General features: G+C 70.6%; 14 protein-coding genes. All 14 read left to right on the top strand.

Annotation, left to right across the window (positions count from 1 at the left end):
- The first annotated feature begins 2 nt into the window (after positions 1 to 2).
- Positions 3 to 875: a branched-chain amino acid ABC transporter permease gene (locus miv_RS20895; protein ID WP_207178644.1), complete on the top strand. Its 873-nt coding sequence runs from the start codon at positions 3 to 5 to the stop codon at positions 873 to 875.
- Positions 872 to 1,846, top strand: a complete 975-nt coding sequence (locus miv_RS20890) for a branched-chain amino acid ABC transporter permease (RefSeq protein WP_207178643.1) — start codon at positions 872 to 874, stop codon at positions 1,844 to 1,846. Before miv_RS20895 ends, miv_RS20890 begins: the two co-directional genes overlap by 4 nt.
- Positions 1,847 to 1,850: 4 nt before the next feature.
- Positions 1,851 to 2,597, top strand: a complete 747-nt coding sequence (locus miv_RS20885; protein ID WP_207178642.1) for an ABC transporter ATP-binding protein — start codon at positions 1,851 to 1,853, stop codon at positions 2,595 to 2,597.
- On the top strand, positions 2,590 to 3,291 hold the full coding sequence (locus miv_RS20880; RefSeq protein ID WP_048426082.1) for an ABC transporter ATP-binding protein: 702 nt from the start codon (positions 2,590 to 2,592) through the stop codon (positions 3,289 to 3,291). Before miv_RS20885 ends, miv_RS20880 begins: the two co-directional genes overlap by 8 nt.
- A 3-nt stretch (positions 3,292 to 3,294) precedes the next feature.
- Complete coding sequence (locus tag miv_RS20875; RefSeq protein WP_207178640.1) at positions 3,295 to 4,689, top strand: MmgE/PrpD family protein; 1,395 nt, start codon at positions 3,295 to 3,297, stop codon at positions 4,687 to 4,689.
- Between the two features lie 355 nt (positions 4,690 to 5,044).
- Positions 5,045 to 5,911, top strand: coding sequence for an isocitrate lyase/PEP mutase family protein (locus miv_RS20870; protein ID WP_207178639.1), 867 nt, complete (start codon positions 5,045 to 5,047; stop codon positions 5,909 to 5,911).
- Positions 5,908 to 7,593: a hydantoinase B/oxoprolinase family protein gene (locus miv_RS20865; protein WP_207178638.1), complete on the top strand. Its 1,686-nt coding sequence runs from the start codon at positions 5,908 to 5,910 to the stop codon at positions 7,591 to 7,593. Before miv_RS20870 ends, miv_RS20865 begins: the two co-directional genes overlap by 4 nt.
- Positions 7,590 to 9,656, top strand: coding sequence for a hydantoinase/oxoprolinase family protein (locus miv_RS20860; protein WP_207178637.1), 2,067 nt, complete (start codon positions 7,590 to 7,592; stop codon positions 9,654 to 9,656). The genes miv_RS20865 and miv_RS20860 overlap by 4 nt, the downstream gene beginning before the upstream one ends.
- Positions 9,653 to 10,264 (top strand): cysteine hydrolase family protein, encoded by a 612-nt coding sequence (locus tag miv_RS20855; RefSeq protein WP_207178636.1) that lies wholly within the window; start codon positions 9,653 to 9,655, stop codon positions 10,262 to 10,264. The genes miv_RS20860 and miv_RS20855 overlap by 4 nt, the downstream gene beginning before the upstream one ends.
- Positions 10,261 to 11,655, top strand: coding sequence for an FAD-dependent oxidoreductase (locus tag miv_RS20850; protein ID WP_207178634.1), 1,395 nt, complete (start codon positions 10,261 to 10,263; stop codon positions 11,653 to 11,655). Before miv_RS20855 ends, miv_RS20850 begins: the two co-directional genes overlap by 4 nt.
- A gap of 264 nt (positions 11,656 to 11,919) precedes the next feature.
- The gene (gene leuC, locus miv_RS20845) at positions 11,920 to 13,326 is read left to right on the top strand and encodes a 3-isopropylmalate dehydratase large subunit (RefSeq protein ID WP_207178633.1); all 1,407 of its coding nucleotides are present in this window, start codon (positions 11,920 to 11,922) and stop codon (positions 13,324 to 13,326) included.
- Between the two features lies 1 nt (position 13,327).
- A complete protein-coding gene (leuD, locus tag miv_RS20840; RefSeq protein WP_207178631.1) occupies positions 13,328 to 13,936 on the top strand; it encodes a 3-isopropylmalate dehydratase small subunit in 609 nt (202 codons plus the stop codon).
- A gap of 153 nt (positions 13,937 to 14,089) precedes the next feature.
- On the top strand, positions 14,090 to 15,355 hold the full coding sequence (locus tag miv_RS20835) for an ABC transporter substrate-binding protein (protein WP_207178630.1): 1,266 nt from the start codon (positions 14,090 to 14,092) through the stop codon (positions 15,353 to 15,355).
- A 370-nt stretch (positions 15,356 to 15,725) separates the two neighbouring features.
- A complete protein-coding gene (locus miv_RS20830) occupies positions 15,726 to 16,601 on the top strand; it encodes a branched-chain amino acid ABC transporter permease (RefSeq protein WP_048431252.1) in 876 nt (291 codons plus the stop codon).
- Positions 16,602 to 16,637 lie beyond the last annotated feature (36 nt).

Here is a 16,637-nt window from a genome sequence, read left to right as displayed (position 1 = left end):
CGATGTACGCGCCCCAGATCCTGATCGAGGCGGCCCTCAACGGCCTGATGACGGGGGCGGTCTACGCCCTCATCGCCCTCGGGCTGACCCTGGTCTACGGGGTGCTGCACATCATCAACTTCGCCCACGGGGCGCTCCTCACCGTCGCGATGTTCACGGTCTGGGGCGCCTTCGCGCTGGTCCATGTCGATCCCTATGTGGCGATGATCGCGATCGTGCCGCTGATGTTCGGTCTCGGCTACGGGTTGCAGCGCTTCGTCATCGGACCGGCGAGCCACGGCAACGACAACAACGTGCTGCTGGTCACGCTGGGCCTGTCGATCGTCTTGGAGAACGGGCTTCTGGCCCTGTTCACCTCCGACACGCGGGCGCTCGATTCCGACGCCGCGCTCCAGGTGATCGAACTCGGGCCCCTCCTGCTCTCGACGCCGCGGGTGATCGGCTTCGTGGCGGCCCTGGCGGTGACCGGCCTGCTCTGGCTCCTCCTCAACCGCACCGATACCGGGCGGGCGATCCGGGCGGTGGCGCGGGAAAAACTCGGCGCCCGCCTCGTCGGCATCGAGGTCGACCACGTCTACGCCGTGACCTTCGGGCTCGGCTGCGCGTGCCTCGCCGTCGCCGCCTGCCTGTTGATGCCGACCTACTACGTCAATCCGCGCTCGGGCGCCGCCTTCGTGCTCGTCGCCTTCACCATCGTGGTGCTGGGCGGGATGGGGTCGATCGCCGGCGCCCTCGTCGGCGGCCTGATCATCGGCGTGGTCGAAAGCTTTTCCGGGCTGCTGCTCGGCGACAGCCTCGGGCAGATCGGCATCTTCCTGATCTTCATCCTGGTGCTGCTGGTGCGGCCGGCCGGCCTGTTCGGAGCCCGCGCATGAGCGCCCGCGACCTCCTGCCCCTGGTCCTCGTCTTAGGCGTGCTCGCCGCCCTGCCCTTCCTCGGGCTATCGGGCAGCGTCCTCAACTTCCTCGTCACGACGCTGATCATCGCGCTCGCGGGGCTTGGCTGGAACGTGCTCGGCGGCTTCGGCGGCCAGTATTCCTTCGGGCATGCCGCCTTCTTCGGCACCGGCGCCTACGCCACCGCGATCCTGCAGATGAAGCTCGGCTGGAACGCCTGGGGGGCGCTCGGGGCGGGGATCGGGCTCGGCGCGCTCGTCGGCCTCGCCATCGGCTACCTGAGCTTCCGGGCGGGGCTTCGCGGCTCCTACTTCGCGCTCGTGACGCTCGCCTTCGCGGAAGTCTTCCGCATCCTGGCGAATGCGGCGGACTTCACCGGCGGAGCGGCCGGCCTGCTCCTGCCCCTGCGGCCGGGCCTCGCGACCCTGCAATTTGCCGACCGCAAGCTGTTCTACCTCCTCGTCCTCGCCTTCGTGGGCGTGGCGCTCCTGATCTCGCGCTGGCTCGAGCGCTCGCGCTTCGGCGCCCACCTCATCGCCGTGCGCGAGAACGAGGAGGCGGCCCGGGCGCTCGGGGTCGACGCCCTCGCGGTCAAGCTGCGCGCCATCGCGCTCTCGGCGGCGATCACCGGTGCGGCGGGCGGGCTCTACGTCCAGTCCTTCCTCTACCTCGATGCGGGCGTGGCCTACGGCACCTGGATCTCCGTCGAGGCGCTTTTGGCGCCGATCGTCGGCGGCATCGGCACCGCCTTCGGGCCGCTCGTCGGGGCGCTCGCCCTGCAGGGCCTCGGCGAGATCACCAAGCACCTCGCCGGCGGCGTCCCGGGGGTCGACCTCGTGGTGTTCGGCGCCTGCCTGATCGCCGTCATCGCCTTCGCGCCGCGGGGCCTCCTCGGCCTGCGCCGCAAGCGCAAGGCGCGCGACGGGCGCGCCGTCCCGGTGGGAGCCTGATCCGATGCTCGCCGTCGATTCTCTCACCAAGCGCTTCCAGGGCCTCGTTGCGGTCGATCACGCCTCGCTCGCCGTACCGGCGGGCTCGATCACCGGGCTCATCGGCCCGAACGGCGCCGGCAAGACCACCCTGTTCGGGATGATCTCGGGCTTCCTCACCCCGAGCGAGGGCCGGGTACTGTTCGAGGGACAGGACGTGACCGCCGAGGCGCCGCACCTGCGGGCGCGCCGCGGCATCGCCCGGACCTTCCAGATCGTCCAGCCCTTCGCCGGGCTGACGGTCGCCGAGAACATCGCGGTCGGCGCCTATCTGCGCCATCCGAAGCGTGCCGATGCCGTCGCCAAGGCCCGCGAGGTCGGGACCCGCGTGGGTCTCGGCGACCAGCTCGACAAGCCGGCATCCGACCTCACGGTCGCCGGGCGCAAGCGCCTGGAGGTGGCCCGGGCGCTCGCCACCGAGCCGCGCCTCCTCCTCCTCGACGAGGTGCTGGCGGGCCTCAACCCGTCGGAGATCCGCGGCATCCTGCCGGTGGTGCGCTCCATCCGCGACGGCGGCGTCACCATCCTGATGATCGAGCACATCATGCAGGCGGTGATGACCCTGTGCGAGGAGGTTTTCGTCCTCGCGCAAGGCCGGATGATCGCCTCGGGGCCGCCGCGGCAGGTCTGCGCCGATCCCCAGGTGATCGAGGCCTATCTCGGCAAGGGCGCGGCCGCCCGCATGAAAGCCGAGGAGGCCGTCGATGCTTGAGATCTCGGGCCTTCGCGCCGGCTACGGCGCCACCGAGGTCCTGCGCGGCCTCGACCTCTCCGTGCAGCCGGGCGAGATCGTCGCGGTGCTCGGCGCCAACGGCGTCGGCAAGACGACGCTGAACAAGGTCCTGTCCGGGGTCGTCTCGGCGCGGACCGGCACGATCCGTTTCGACGGCCAGGCGATCACCAACGCCTCGGCCGCCGCGATCGTCGAGGCCGGGCTGATCCACGTCCCGGAAGGCCGCAAGATCTTCCCGAACTTGAGCGTGCGCGAGAACCTGGTGCTCGGCAGCTACCGCCGCGGCCGGGCGCGGCGCGCGCAAAACATCGAGCGGGTCTTTGCCACCTTCCCGCGGCTGCGCGAGCGGGCGGCCCAGGCCGCCGGCACCCTCTCGGGCGGCGAGCAGCAGATGCTCGCCATCGGCCGCGGCCTGATGGCGGAACCCCGCCTCCTCATCCTCGACGAGCCCTCGCTCGGGCTCTCGCCGCTCCTCGTCGAGGAGATGTTCACGCTCGTCCGGACCCTCAACCAGGAAGGACTGCCGATCATGCTGGTGGAACAGAACGTGGTGCAGTCGCTGGATCTCGCGACCCGCGCCTACATCCTGGAGAACGGCACCGTCGCGCTCGAAGGCGACGCCGCGACGCTCGCCGCCGACCCGGCCCTGCGCCGCGCCTATCTGGGGCTCTGAGCCATGGGCATCGTCACCCCGGGCATCGTGCCGGCCACCACGCTGATGGCCGAGCCCGCCCCCGCCTGGCTCGGGCGCTGGACCGCCTTCGCGGCGGATCTCCGCTTCTCCGACTTGCCCGAGGCGGCGATCGACCGCGCCCGCCTCGTTCTCCTCGATTCCCTCGGCGTCATCGCCGCCGGGATGCGCGAGCCGGAATGCCGGGCGCTCGCCGAGCGGCTGGCCGCCCGCCGCTGGGGCCGGGCGCCGGCGATCGGCAGCGGCCTCACGCTCGATCCCCGCGACGCGGCCTTGGTCAACGGCGCGGCGGGCACGACGCTGGAGCTCGACGAGGGCAACCAGTACGCCCGCGGCCACCCGGCGATCCACGTCGTTCCCGCCGCCCTCGCCGCCGCGCAGGAGACGAAGGCCTCGGGCGCCGACCTGATCGCGGCGCTGGTCCTCAGCTACGAGATCGGCGCGCGGATCGGCATCGCCTCGAAGCTGCGGGTGACGATGCACCCGCACGGCACCTGGGGCACGGTCGGCGCCGCGCTCGCGGTGGCGAAGCTCCATCGGGCCGATGCCGCGACGATCGGCCGGGCGATCGGGCTCGCCTCGTCGCTGGGTCTGAGCACCAGCCGGCGCACGATGCTGGAGGGGGCGACCGTCCGCAACGTCTATGCGGGCCTCTCCAACCAGCTCGGGCTCACCGCCTGGGACCTCGCCGAGAGCGGCTTCCTGCCCGAACGCGACGGCATCGGCACCGTCTATGGCGGCATCCTCGCCGACGACTTCTCGGCCGACGCGATGGTGGAGGAGCTGGGCACCCGCTGGGAGATCGCCCGCAACTACTTCAAGCGCCACGCCGCCTGCCGCTACACCCACGGCGCCCTCGACGCCCTGGCGCAGATCCGGGCCGAATCCGGGCCGATCGACCCGGATTCCGTGCGATCGGTCGAGGTCGCGACCTATGTCTGGGCGGCGCAGCTCGACCACCCGGCCCCCGAGACGATGCTGGCGGCGAAGTTCTCCCTGCCCTTCGCCCTGGCGGCGGCACTGGTGCGGGGCGAGGCGAACACCGACGCCTTCCGGGACGAGGCGCGGGCCGACCGGCGCATCCTGTCGCTGGCTCGCCGGGTGATGGTGCAGGAGGACCCCGGCATGACGGCGCAGCTGCCGTCCTTGCGCCCGGCCAAGGTCACGCTGACGCTGGCCGACGGCCGCAAGCTCTCGGCCAAGGCGCTCACCAACCGCGGCGACACCGAGGACCCGTACTCCGCCGACGACGTGCGGGAGAAGTTCCGGGCGCTCGCCGGGCCGGTCTGGGGGGCGGAGCGGAGCGAGGACCTCATCCGCGCGGTGGCGGGGATCGACAAGGCGGAGGGGGTTGGGGCGTTGCTGGGGCTGGCGGCGTGAGCTTCTGCCAGTACAGCACAATAACACACTGATGAGATGAGACACTTGAAGCGGCGTCTATCGACGCCAAACTCAAGCTCAAGCACACACCAGAAAAGCACAGGATTTCTCCTCTCCCCGCGGGCGGGGAGAGGGCTTCATCGACCTTGTCGTCGATGAAGCGAGCGCAGGCGAAAGCCGGAGCGAGGGTGAGGGGGAGGCGACGGAAGAGCCATCTCCGGCAACACCCCCTCACCCTCGGCTGCCGCCTCGCTGCGTTCCCTGAACGGGAACACAGCCCTCTCCCCGCCCGCGGGGAGAGGAGACATGCGCACCCCGCAAACGCGATGAAACCGAACGAGGAACACCCCGCGTCATGTCCCTGAAGTCCCGCCTCGCCGAGGACCGCGTCCTCGTCGCTCCGGGCGTCTACGACGCCCTCACGGCCTCGCTCGCCACGGATGCGGGATTCGAGGCCCTGTACCTCTCGGGCGCGGCCATCGCCTATACGCGGCTGGGCCGGCCCGATATCGGCCTCGTCGCGATGACCGAGGTCGCCGAGACGATCACGCTGGTGCGCGACCGGGTGGCGACGCCCCTCGTGGTCGATGCCGATAACGGCTACGGCAACGCGCTCAACGTCGAGCGCACCGTGCGGCTGTTCGAGCGGGCCGGCGCCAGCGCGATCCAGCTCGAGGACCAGAGCTACCCCAAGCGCTGCGGCCACCTCCAGGACAAGACCTTGATCGGCCAGACCGAGATGGTCGGCAAGATCAAGGCGGCGCTCGACGCCCGTGTGAGCGCCGAGACCCTGATCGTCGCCCGTACCGACGCGGTGGCGGTCGAAGGGTTCGAGCGCGCCATCGAGCGGGCGCAAGCCTATGCGGAGGCCGGCGCCGACGTGCTGTTCGTCGAAGCCCCCCGCTCGGCCAACCAGCTCGCCGAGGTGACGAAGGCCCTCGGCCACACCCGCCCGCTGCTCGCCAACATGGTCGAGGGCGGCGACACGCCGCTGGCCTCGGCCGCCGATCTCGGCGCGATCGGGTTTCGCCTCGTGATCTTCCCCGGTGGGATCGTGCGGGCGCTCGCCCGCACCGCCCAGGCCTATTACGGCTCGCTCGCCAAGGCCGGCACCAACACGCCGTTCGCCGACCGGATGTTCGATTTCGGCGAATTGAACGCGCTCATCGGCACGCCCGAGATGCTGGCCCGCGGCCGCGCCTATGAAGGAGCGGGACAATGAATCCGATCGATCCCGTCACCCTGGCGGTGCTGAAGGGCCGCCTCGAGCAGATCGCCGACGAGATGGACGCGACGCTCTACCGCTCGGCCTTCAACCCGATCATCGCCGAGGCCCGCGACGCCTGCCACGGCCTCTACCACGCCACCACCGGCGACACCCTGGTCCAGGGCACCAAGGGTCTGCCGATCTTCGTCGGCGCCATGGCGTTCGCGGTGAAGGCGGTCATCGCCAAGGTCGAGCGCGAGGGCGGGTTGGTGCCCGGCGACACCTTCCTGTTCAACGACCCCTATAGCGGTGGCACCCATCTCAACGACTTCCGTCTGGTCCGGCCGGTGTTTCGCGATGGACACCTGTTCTGCTGGCTCGCCTCGGTCGGCCACTGGCTCGACATCGGCGGCAACGTGCCGGGCGGCTACAACCCGAAGGCCACCGAGAGCTTCCAGGAGGGCGTGCGCTTCCCGCCGGTGAAGCTGTTCTCCGCCGGGCGCCTGAACCAGGACATCGTCGACATCCTGGCCGCCAACACCCGCGTGCCGACCTCGAACTGGGGCGACCTCAACGGCCAGCTCAACGCCCTCGATCTCGGCGAGCGCCGGTTCATCGCTCTGCTCGACGAGTACGGCGATGCGACCGTGGATGCGGCATTCGCGGCCTTCTCCGACCGGGCCGAGGCCCTGATGCGCGCCGCGATCCGGGCGCTGCCGGACGGCCATTACGGCTTCTTGGACGTGCTCGACAATGACGGCATCACCGACGAGCCGCTGACCATCGCCCTCGACCTGACCATCGCGGGCGATGCGATGACGCTCGACTTCTCGCGCTCCTCGGCGCCGGCTCAAGGCCCGATCAACATCTCGCACGCCACCACGGTCGCGGCCTGCTACGTCGCCCTGAAGCACGTCTTCACCGAGGTGCCGGCGAATGCCGGCTGCCTGCGGCCGATCACCTTCACGGTGCCGGAGACGACTTTGCTGGGCGCCGGGGCCCCGAAGCCCATGGCCGGCTACACCGAGACGATCCTGCGGCTGATCGGCGTGGTGCTGGGTGCGCTCGCCGAGGCCGACCCGGATCGCGCCACCGCCGCCCCCTTCGGCACCATCAACGCGCTCTCGCTCGCCGGCCACCGGGCCGACGGCTCGCGCTGGGTGATGTTCTCGTTCTTCGGCGGGGGCCTCGGCGGCAATCCCGAGAGCGACGGCTTGAGCCACGCCAACAACCCGATCTCGACCGCGACGATTCCCCCGGTCGAGATCCTGGAGGCCGCCTATCCGGTGGTCTTCACCCAGTGGGGTCTGCGGCCCGACAGCGCCGGGGCCGGCGCCCATCGCGGGGGCTTGGGCGCGGTCTACGAGATCGAGACCCTGACCGATGCCGACGTGTTCCTCCTCGGCGAGCGCGGCAAGGTGGCGCCGTTCGGCGTCAAGGGCGGGCATTCCGCGGCGCTCAACCGCTTCGGCTGGCAGACGCCGGATGGCTGGGCGAGCCCGCCGATGGTCTCCAAGGTGACGGATGTTCGCATCAAGGCCGGCGAGCGGGTGCGGCTCGAGACCCCCGGCGGCGGCGGATTCGGCCACCCGGCCGAGCGGAACCGCCAGTCCCTGCAACGCGACCTGCGCCTCGGCTACGTGACCCCGGAAGCCGCCGCCCGCGACTACGCCCTGACGACCGGAGACGAGCAATGACCCCCCATGCCATCGTCGGCGTCGATGTCGGCGGCACCTTCACCGATCTCTTCTACTACGACGAGGCCGCCGGCCGCTTCCAGACCGGCAAGGTCCCGTCGAACCGCGGCGACGAGGCGGTGGGCTTCCTCGCCGGCCTGAAAGGTTTTGGGCCGGTCGCCGGCCTCGCCTCGATCGTTCACGGCACCACGGTCGGCACCAACGCGCTCCTGGAGCGCAAGGGCGCCCGGATCGGCCTCATCACCACCCGCGGCTTCCGCGACGTGCTGGAGATGCGCCGCCGCGACCGGCGCCACACCTGGGGCCTGTGGGGCGATTTCGTCCCGGTTGTCGACCGCGACCTACGGCTGGAGGTCGACGAGCGGACGCTCGCCGACGGCACGATCCGGGAGGCGGTGAACGCCGATCAGGTGGTCGAGGCCGCCCGCGCCCTGATCGCCAACGGCGCCGAGGCCCTGGCGATCTGCTTCGTCAACGCCTACGCCAACCCGGAGAACGAGCGGGTCGCGCTGGAGGCCGCCGCCGCCGTGTGGCCGAACGCCAATGTCGAGCGCTCGTCGGGCATCCTGCCGGAGATCCGCGAATTCGAGCGCACCTCGACGACGGTACTCAACGCCTACCTCCAGCCGGTGGTCGGCAGCTATCTCGGCAAGCTCGACCGGGCGCTCGAATCGGAGGGTTTTTCCGGCCGCTTCCACATCGTCCAGTCCAACGGCGGCGTGATGTCGACCGCCACCGCCCGGCGCCTGCCCGTCCGTACCGCCCTGTCGGGACCGGCGGCCGGCGTGATCGCGGCGGCGGCCATCGCCAAGGAGGCCGGCTTCCCGAACGTGATCACGGGCGATCTCGGCGGCACCTCCTTCGACGTGTCGCTGGTAGTCGAGGGCGAGACGGCGCTCGCGGCCCAGACCACCATCGATTTCGGCCTCGTCATCCGCACGCCGATGATCGAGATCAGCACGATCGGGGCCGGCGGCGGCTCGATCGCCCATGTCGATGCCGGCGGCCTGCTCCAGGTCGGGCCGGAGAGCGCCGGCTCGCGGCCGGGCCCGGTCTGCTACGGCCAGGGCAATACCCGCCCGACGCTGACCGACGCCAACGTGGTGCTCGGCCGGATCAACGCCGAGCGGCCGATCGGCGGGGCGCTCAAGCGCCTCGACGTCGAGGCGGCGAAGGCCGCGATCCAGGAGCATGTCGCAGGTCCCCTCGGCCTCGACGTGATGGCGGCGGCGGAAGCCATCGTGCGCGTCGCCGACGGCAAGATGGCCGGCGCGATCCGCCTCGTCTCGATCGAGCGCGGGCACGACCCCCAGAAATTCGCCGCGGTGCCGTTCGGCGGCGGCGGGGCGCTGCATGTCGGGGCGCTGATCAAGGATGTGGGTCTGCGCGGGGCGCTGGTGCCGCGCTATCCGGGCGTCACCTCGGCGCTCGGCTGCGTCATCGCCGATATCCGGCACGACCAGGTCCAGACCCTCAACCTGTCGCTGGCCGGCCTCGACGCCGCCGCCCTCGACCGGCGGATGGTGGCGGAGGCGGAGGCCGCCCGGGAGGTGGTCGAGGCCGCCGGCCTCACCGTCTCGCGCATCGACACCGTGTTCGAGCTCGACATGCACTATGTCGGCCAGACCCACACCGTGGCGGTGGCCCTGCCGGTGACCGTCGAGAACGGCACCACCGGAATCACCACGGCGATCATCCAGCAGGCATTCGAGGCGGCCTACCGCACCTCGTTCAGCCGCCTGCTGCCGGGCCTCGGCACCCGGATCGTCAACCTGCGCACCGCGGCAATCGGACGGCGCCCGCATTTCGACCTCGCTGCGCTCGCTCCGGGGGCCGACGCCTCGCTGGACGCCGCCCGCACCGGCAGCCGGCCGGTCTGGTTTGCCGGCGCCTGGCACGAGGCCACAATCTATGCCCGCCTGGGGCTTCCCGTCGGCGCCGAGATCCCCGGCCCGGCGATCCTGGAGCAGCCGGACGCCACCACCGTGGTCGATCCCGACCTGACGGCGCGGGTCGACCGGCTCGGCAACGTGGTCGTCACCCGCACGGGAGCCCCCGCATGAGCCATGGTCCGATCCCGATGGAGCGCACCGCGCTGCTGATCTGCGATCTCCAGAACGACTTCCTGCACCCGGACGGCGCCTATGGCCGGGCGGGGCAGGCGGCGCCCGAGATCGCCGCAGTGCCCGCCACGGTCTGGCCTCTGGCCGAGCTGATCCGGGCACGCGGCGGCTTCATCGTCTCGACCCACTTCACGCTGGTGCCGGGCAAGGGCGGCGAGCCGATGATCTCGCCCCACCTGCGCGAGCTGCGGCCGTTCCTGCGCAAGGGCGATTTTCTGCCCGGCGCCTGGGGCCACGCGCTCGTGGACGAGCTTCAGCCCGCCGACCTCACGGTCGAGAAGGTCGCCTATTCGGCCTTCTACATGACCCGGCTCGAATGGGTGTTGCGCAAGGCGGGAATCGAGCGGCTGCTGGTCTCGGGCATCGTCACCAATGGCGGCGTCGCCTCGACGGTGCGCGACGCCCATGTCCGCGACTTCTCCGTGACCGTGCTGTCGGATGCCTGCGCGGCCTTCTCGCCCGCCGTGCACCAGACCGCGATCGACGCCCTGAAACCCGTCTGCCGCGTCGCGCCCGTCGCGGAGATCCTGGCGGAGCTGTCCGCATGACGATCGAATCCGCCCAGGGAGTCGCCTTCGACATCGAGGTCCCGGTCGCGGTGATCGGCGCCGGCGCCGCCGGGCTGGTGGCGGCGCTGGCCGCGCACGAGGCCGGGGCCGAGGTTCTGGTGATCGAGCGCGATCCCGTGCCCCGCGGCTCCACCGCCCTCTCGGCCGGGCTGGTCCCGGCCCCCGGCACCCGCTGGCAGCGAGAGGCCGGCCTGGAGGACAGCCCGGCCTTGTTTGCCGCCGACATCATGGCGAAGGCCAAGGACGAGCCCGATCCGGCCCTCGTCGCGCGGCTCGCCAATGCCGTGGGCCCAGCCCTCGAATGGCTCGCCGATCGCCACGGCCTCCCCTTCTCGGTCATCACCGACTTCCGCTATCCGGGCCACTCGGCGAACCGGATGCACGGCCTGCCGAGCCGGTCCGGCGAGGAACTGGTCGACCGCCTCGCCCGCGCCGTCGAGGAAGCGGGTATCCCGATCCTGTGCGAGGCCGCGGTCGACACGCTCTACGCCGAGGACGGCGAGATTCGAGGCCTCGGCCTCGTGCGGCCCGACGGCTCGCGCGAGCGCGTCGCCTGCCGGGCGCTCGTGCTCGCCTGCAACGGCTATGGCGGCAACAAGGCCCTGGTGGCCCGGCACGTCCCGGACCTGTCGAGCGCGCTGTATTTCGGCCATGAGGGCAACCAGGGCGACGCGCTGCTCTGGGGCGAGGCCTTGGGCGCCGCCACCCGCCATCTCTCGGGCCACCAGGGCCACGGCTCGGTGGCGCATCCGCACGGCATCCTGATCACCTGGGCGACCGTCACCGAGGGCGGGTTCCAGGTGAACGCGGAGGGGCGGCGCTTCTCGAACGAGAGCAAGGGCTATTCCGAGCAGGCGGCGGAAGTGCTGCGCCAGCCCGGCGGCCACGTCGTGACGGTGTTCGACGCCCGCATCGCCGGCATCGCCCGCCAGTTCGAGGATTTCCGGAAGGCCCAGAGCGCCGGGGCGATCGTCGAGGCTGAGACCATCGCCGAGCTGGCGGCGCGGCTGCACCTGCCGGAGGACGCCCTGGCGGCGACCCTGGCCGAGGTCGAGGCGCTGAAGCGCGACGGGGGACGGGATGCCTTCGGGCGCTCCTTCGCCGGCGTGCCGGCGCTCACGCCTCCTTTCCGGGCGGTGCGGGTCACCGGGGCGCTGTTTCACACCCAGGGCGGCCTCGTGGTCGACGACGACGCGCGGGTCCTCACGAAGAGCGGCGCCGCGATCCCGAACCTGTTCGCGGCGGGCGGAGCGGCCTGCGGCGTCTCGGGGACGGGGCCGGGCGGGTATCTCTCGGGCAACGGGCTGCTGGCGGCGGTGGCGCTCGGGCGCATCGCGGGCCAGGCGGCGGGGGCGATGGGGGTTTGTTAGCTCCTAGATCCTCACCATCTCTTTAGTCCCGCGTCATGACACCCTCCCCTTTCCCGGACGACTGCAGCGAAGCGGAAGGAGATCCGGGATCCATCGAAAGAAGTGCCGCGAAGCGGCTCTGCCTGCTGCACCGTTGCAGACAAGAGGACGCTTCGCGACTTTTCGTGCTGGATCCCGGATCTCCTTCCGCTGACGCTTCAGTCGTCCGGGAAAGGGGCGGAGTTCGATGATCCAATTCCCCATGAACACGGCGGAGGACGCCCGATGACCCCGCAACCCCGCACCCTCCTCGACAAGGTCTGGGACGCCCACGTCATGGCGACCCGCCCCGACGGCCAGGCGCTCCTCGCCATCGACCGGCACCTCCTGCACGAGGGCTCGTTCCACGCCTTCGGCATGCTCGACCATGCCGGCCGCCAGATCCGCCGGCCCGACCTGACCTTCGCGGTCGCCGATCACTACGTCCCCTCCCGCGACCGCGACGGGCCGATCCCCGATCCCGAGATCGCCAACATGGTCTCGACGCTCGCCGACAATGCCGGCCGGCACCGCATCCGGCATTTCGGCCTCGACGACCGGGCGCAGGGCATCGTTCACGTGCTGGCGCCCGAGCAGGGCCTGACGCTGCCGGGTCTCACGGTCGTCTGCGGCGATTCCCACACCTCGACCCACGGCGCCTTCGGGGCGCTGGGCTTCGGCATCGGGGCGACGGAGGTGGCGCATGTGCTGGCGACGCAGGCCCTGTGGCAGCGCCGGCCCAAGACCCTGCGGGTCGCCATCGACGGGGTGCTCGGCCCCCACGTCACCGCCAAGGACGTGATCCTTGCGATCATCGCGGTCATCGGGGCCGGCGGCGCGGTCGGGCACGTGCTCGAATATGCCGGCAGCGCCATCCGCGGCCTGTCGATGGAGGGGCGGCTCACCATCTGCAACATGTCGATCGAGGCAGGCGCCCGAGCCGGGATGATCGCGCCGGACGACACCACCTTCGCGTTCCTCGAAGGCCGCGCCTACGCCCCGAAGGGCGCGCTGTTCGATCAGGCGGTGGCGGCCTGGCGGCGTCTGCCGAGCGACGCGGGCGCCCGGTTCGACCGCGAGGTGACGCTCGATGCGGGCGCCATCGCCCCGACCGTGACCTGGGGCACCAGCCCGGAGACCGCGCTTCCCGTCACCGCCGCGGTGCCGGATCCGGGCCTCGAATCCGACGCCACCAAGGCCGGACAGATGCGGGCGATGCTCGACTATATGGGCCTCACGCCCGGCATGCCGCTGGAAGAGGTCGCGATCGACCGGGTGTTCATCGGCTCTTGCACCAATTCGCGCATCGAGGACTTGCGCGCCGCGGCCGGCGTGCTGCGCGGCCAGAAAGCCGCGGTGCCGGGCCTCGTCGTGCCCGGCTCCGGTCCGGTGCGGCGCCAGGCCGAGTCGGAAGGGCTCGACCAGGTGTTTCGCGACGCCGGCCTCGAATGGGGCGAACCCGGCTGCTCGATGTGTGTCGGCATCAACGGCGACCTCGTGCCGGCGGGCGAGCGCTGCGCCTCGACCACCAACCGCAACTTCCCGGGCCGCCAGGGGCCGAACGCCCGCACCCACCTGATGAGCCCGGCCATGGCGGCGGCCGCCGCCGTCACCGGCCGCCTCACCGACATCCGCCGCCTCGGGAGAAGCTGAGATGCAGCCCTTCACGACCCTCCAGGCCGTCGCGGTGCCCCTCGACGTCGCCAACATCGACACCGACCAGATCCTGCCGGCCCGCTTCCTGAAGAAGCCGAGGAGCGCCGGCTACGGCAATTTCCTGTTCCACGACGAGCGCCGCCGGAGCAAGGCGGTCCCCCTCGATGCCCCGGCCTATGCCGGCGCCGGCATCCTGGTCGCCGACCGCAATTTCGGCTGCGGCTCGTCGCGGGAGGGTGCGGTCTACGCGCTGGTCGATGGCGGCATCCGCTGCGTGGTCGCCCCGAGCTTCGGCGACATCTTCGCCTCGAACGCGGCGAAGAACGGGCTGCTGACCGTGACCCTGCCGGACGCGGCGGTGGCGGCCCTGCGCACCCGCCTCGCGGCAGCACCGGGCGCGGCCGTCACGGTCGACCTGCCGGCCCAGACCGTGACCGACCCGGACGGCCATGCGATCCCGTTCGAGATCGATCCGTTCAAGAAGCGCTGCCTCGTCGAGGGGCTGGACGACGTGGCGCTGACGCTCGAACATGCCGAGGCCATCGCGGCCTTCGAAGCCCGGGTGGCGACCGAGCAGCCGTGGCGGGTGCCGTCCGTCGGCGAATGATCGGTGCCGGAGCCAGCCATGCGCCCACGCGATGGCTTGCCAGCGCGCCGAGGCAATATTCGATCAGCATCTTGTGATCGGACCCATCACCGTTACACTCCCCGTCCGAGCCGCGACGCCATCAATCAAACAGCGGCCGGAAGAGGGAACGTCATGCTGGAATGCGCATCCGTCGCCAGGCGGCGGCTCGTCCGCGCGTTGCTTGGTTCAACGATTCTGTTGGCCGCCAATGCCTCGCTCTCGACCGTTCAGGCGGCGGACCCGATCCGCATCGCGGTAATCGCGGAGGCGCAGGCCATCGCCGGGGCCTCGATTCCCCAGGCGGCCCAGCTCGCCGCCGACGAGATCAACGCCAAGGGCGGGATGGACGGCCGCAAGATCGAGATCATCGCTTACGACAACAAGAGTTCGGCCGCCGATTCGGTCCGCGCCTTCCAGCGTGCGGCGAGCGAGGACAAGGCGCACGCGGTCATCGCCAGCTACATCAGCGAGGTGGTGCTGGCGCTCCAGCCCTGGTCGGCCCGGCTGAAGCTGCCCTTCATCACGCCGGGCGCGGCCTCGAACGAGATCCCGCTCAACGTCCACAAGGACTACGCCCGCAACAAGTATTCCTTCCACGGCTACCTGACCTCGAAGGCGCAGTCGCAAGCGGTCTGCGACGCCGCCAAGGCGATCCTGGTCGAGGGCCGGCAGATGAAGACCGCCGTGATCATGAGCGAGGACGCGGCGTGGACGAAGCCGCTGGACGAGGGCTACAAGGAGTGCCTGCCGAAGGTCGGGCTGAAGGTGCTCGACCATATCCGGTTCTCGCCGAGCACCACCGACTTCAACCCGATCTTCAGCCGCATCGAGGGCGCCAAGCCCGACGTGATCGTCACCGGCATCTCGCATGTCGGCGTGCAGCCGACGGTGCAGTGGCGCAGCCAGCAGATCCCGATCCCGATGATCGGCATCGCCTCGCAGGCGACCAATGCCACCTTCTGGAAGGAGACGAACGGCGCCACCGAGGGCGTGCTGTTCGAGATGTTCGCCGCACCCGGCACCAACGTCACGCCGAAGACCGCGCCCTTCGCGGAAGCTTTCAAGGCCAAGTACGGCAACTATCCGGGATACGCCGGCTACACCGCCTATGACGAGGTCTACTACATCGCCGATGCGGTGAAGCGGGCCGGCTCGACCGATCCCGACAAGCTCGTCGAGGCGCTGGAGAAGACCGACTGGGAGGGCACCCTCGGGCGCATCCAGTTCTACGGCAAGGACGACGAGTTCACCCACTCGATCAAGTACGGCCCCGGCCTCGTCTCGGGTATGATGATGCAGTGGCAGGACGGCAAGCAGCTGGCGATCTGGCCGCAGACTGTGGCCAACGGGAAGATGACCTTCCCGAGCTTCGTCAAGGCTGGCACCGCGGCGAACTAAACGCCCCATTGATCGACCCTGTTCCAGCCGGCGCGGGATCCCCTCTCCCACACGGGCGAGCGGATTCGCACCTCTCCTCAGAGAGCTAACCCTCTGTAAAGGTGCGCGCTTTCCCCTCCCCCTTGTGGGGAGGGGTTAGGGGTGGGGGTGGTACCGCGTAGAGCGCAAGCTTCATCCGGCACCACCCCCACCTCCAACTCCTCCCCACAAGCTTGAGCGATCTCGGGCAAGCCCGAGATCGCCTGGGGAGGAGAGGCGCGCTACCTTCAAAGGGAGAAGCGTTCAAACCGAGATGTGCGAACACGCTAGCCCAAACGGGAGAGGGGAGATCTCGCGCGCGCCTCGCCCCCTCCTCTTCCCCGCGAGCCCCATGACCGCGATCCAGATCCTCATCGACGGCTTCGCCATCTCGGCGCTCTACGCGCTCGGTGCGACCGGCTTCACCCTCATCTTCGGCGTCTCGGGCGTGCTCAACCTCTCGCACGGGGCGCTGATGGTCACCGCCGCGGTGGTGGCCTGGGCGGCCTCCAGCGAGTTCGGCCTCGGCTCTTATGCAGGCGCCGCCGCCGGCATCGTCGTCTGCACCGGGCTCACGCTGGCCACCTACGGCGTCGTGGTGCGCCCCATCGACAAGTCCCGGGCGATCCCGCCGGAGGAGAAGGAGATCTTCATCCTCACCGGCACCCTGCTCTGGGGCATCATGATCCAGGAGTTCATCGCCTACCTGTTCACCAGCAACGCCAAGACGGTGATGCCGATCGTCGAGGGCGTGGTGACCATCGCGGGCGTGCGCACGCCGTGGAACCAGGTCTTCACGGCTCTGGTGTGCTGGGCGACGATCGGGCTCCTGTGGCTGCTCGTGAACCGTACCCGCACCGGCAAGGTGCTGCTCGCGGCCTCGATGAATCCCCGCGGCGTGACGCTCCTCGGCTTCGAACTGTCGCGGATCTACGTGGCGATCTGGCTCATCTACGGCGTGCTCGCCGGCATCGCCGGGGTGCTGCTCGGCCAGTTCCTCGGCGTGTCGAGCTACAGCGTCGGCCCGCTCACCGCGAGCGCCTTCTCGATCGTGGTGCTGGGGGGCTTAGGCAGCGTCTCGGGCTCGCTGATCGCGGCCTACGTCGTCGGCTACCTCGAGACGCTCACCGCCTATCTCGTCTCCCCGGCCTACCGGACCATCCCCGCGCTGCTGCTCCTCGTCGCCGTGATGTATGTCCGCCCGCAAGGCCTCCTCGGGCGCCGCTGATCCCCCGGCCCCCCGCGTCATCCGAAGAAGAGGCCT

It is taken from the genome of Methylobacterium indicum (assembly GCF_017347565.1).
GTDB classification, from domain to species: domain Bacteria; phylum Pseudomonadota; class Alphaproteobacteria; order Rhizobiales; family Beijerinckiaceae; genus Methylobacterium; species Methylobacterium indicum.
The sequence above is the reverse complement of the archived record's forward strand: the minus strand, read 5'-3'. Positions and strand labels throughout refer to the sequence as shown.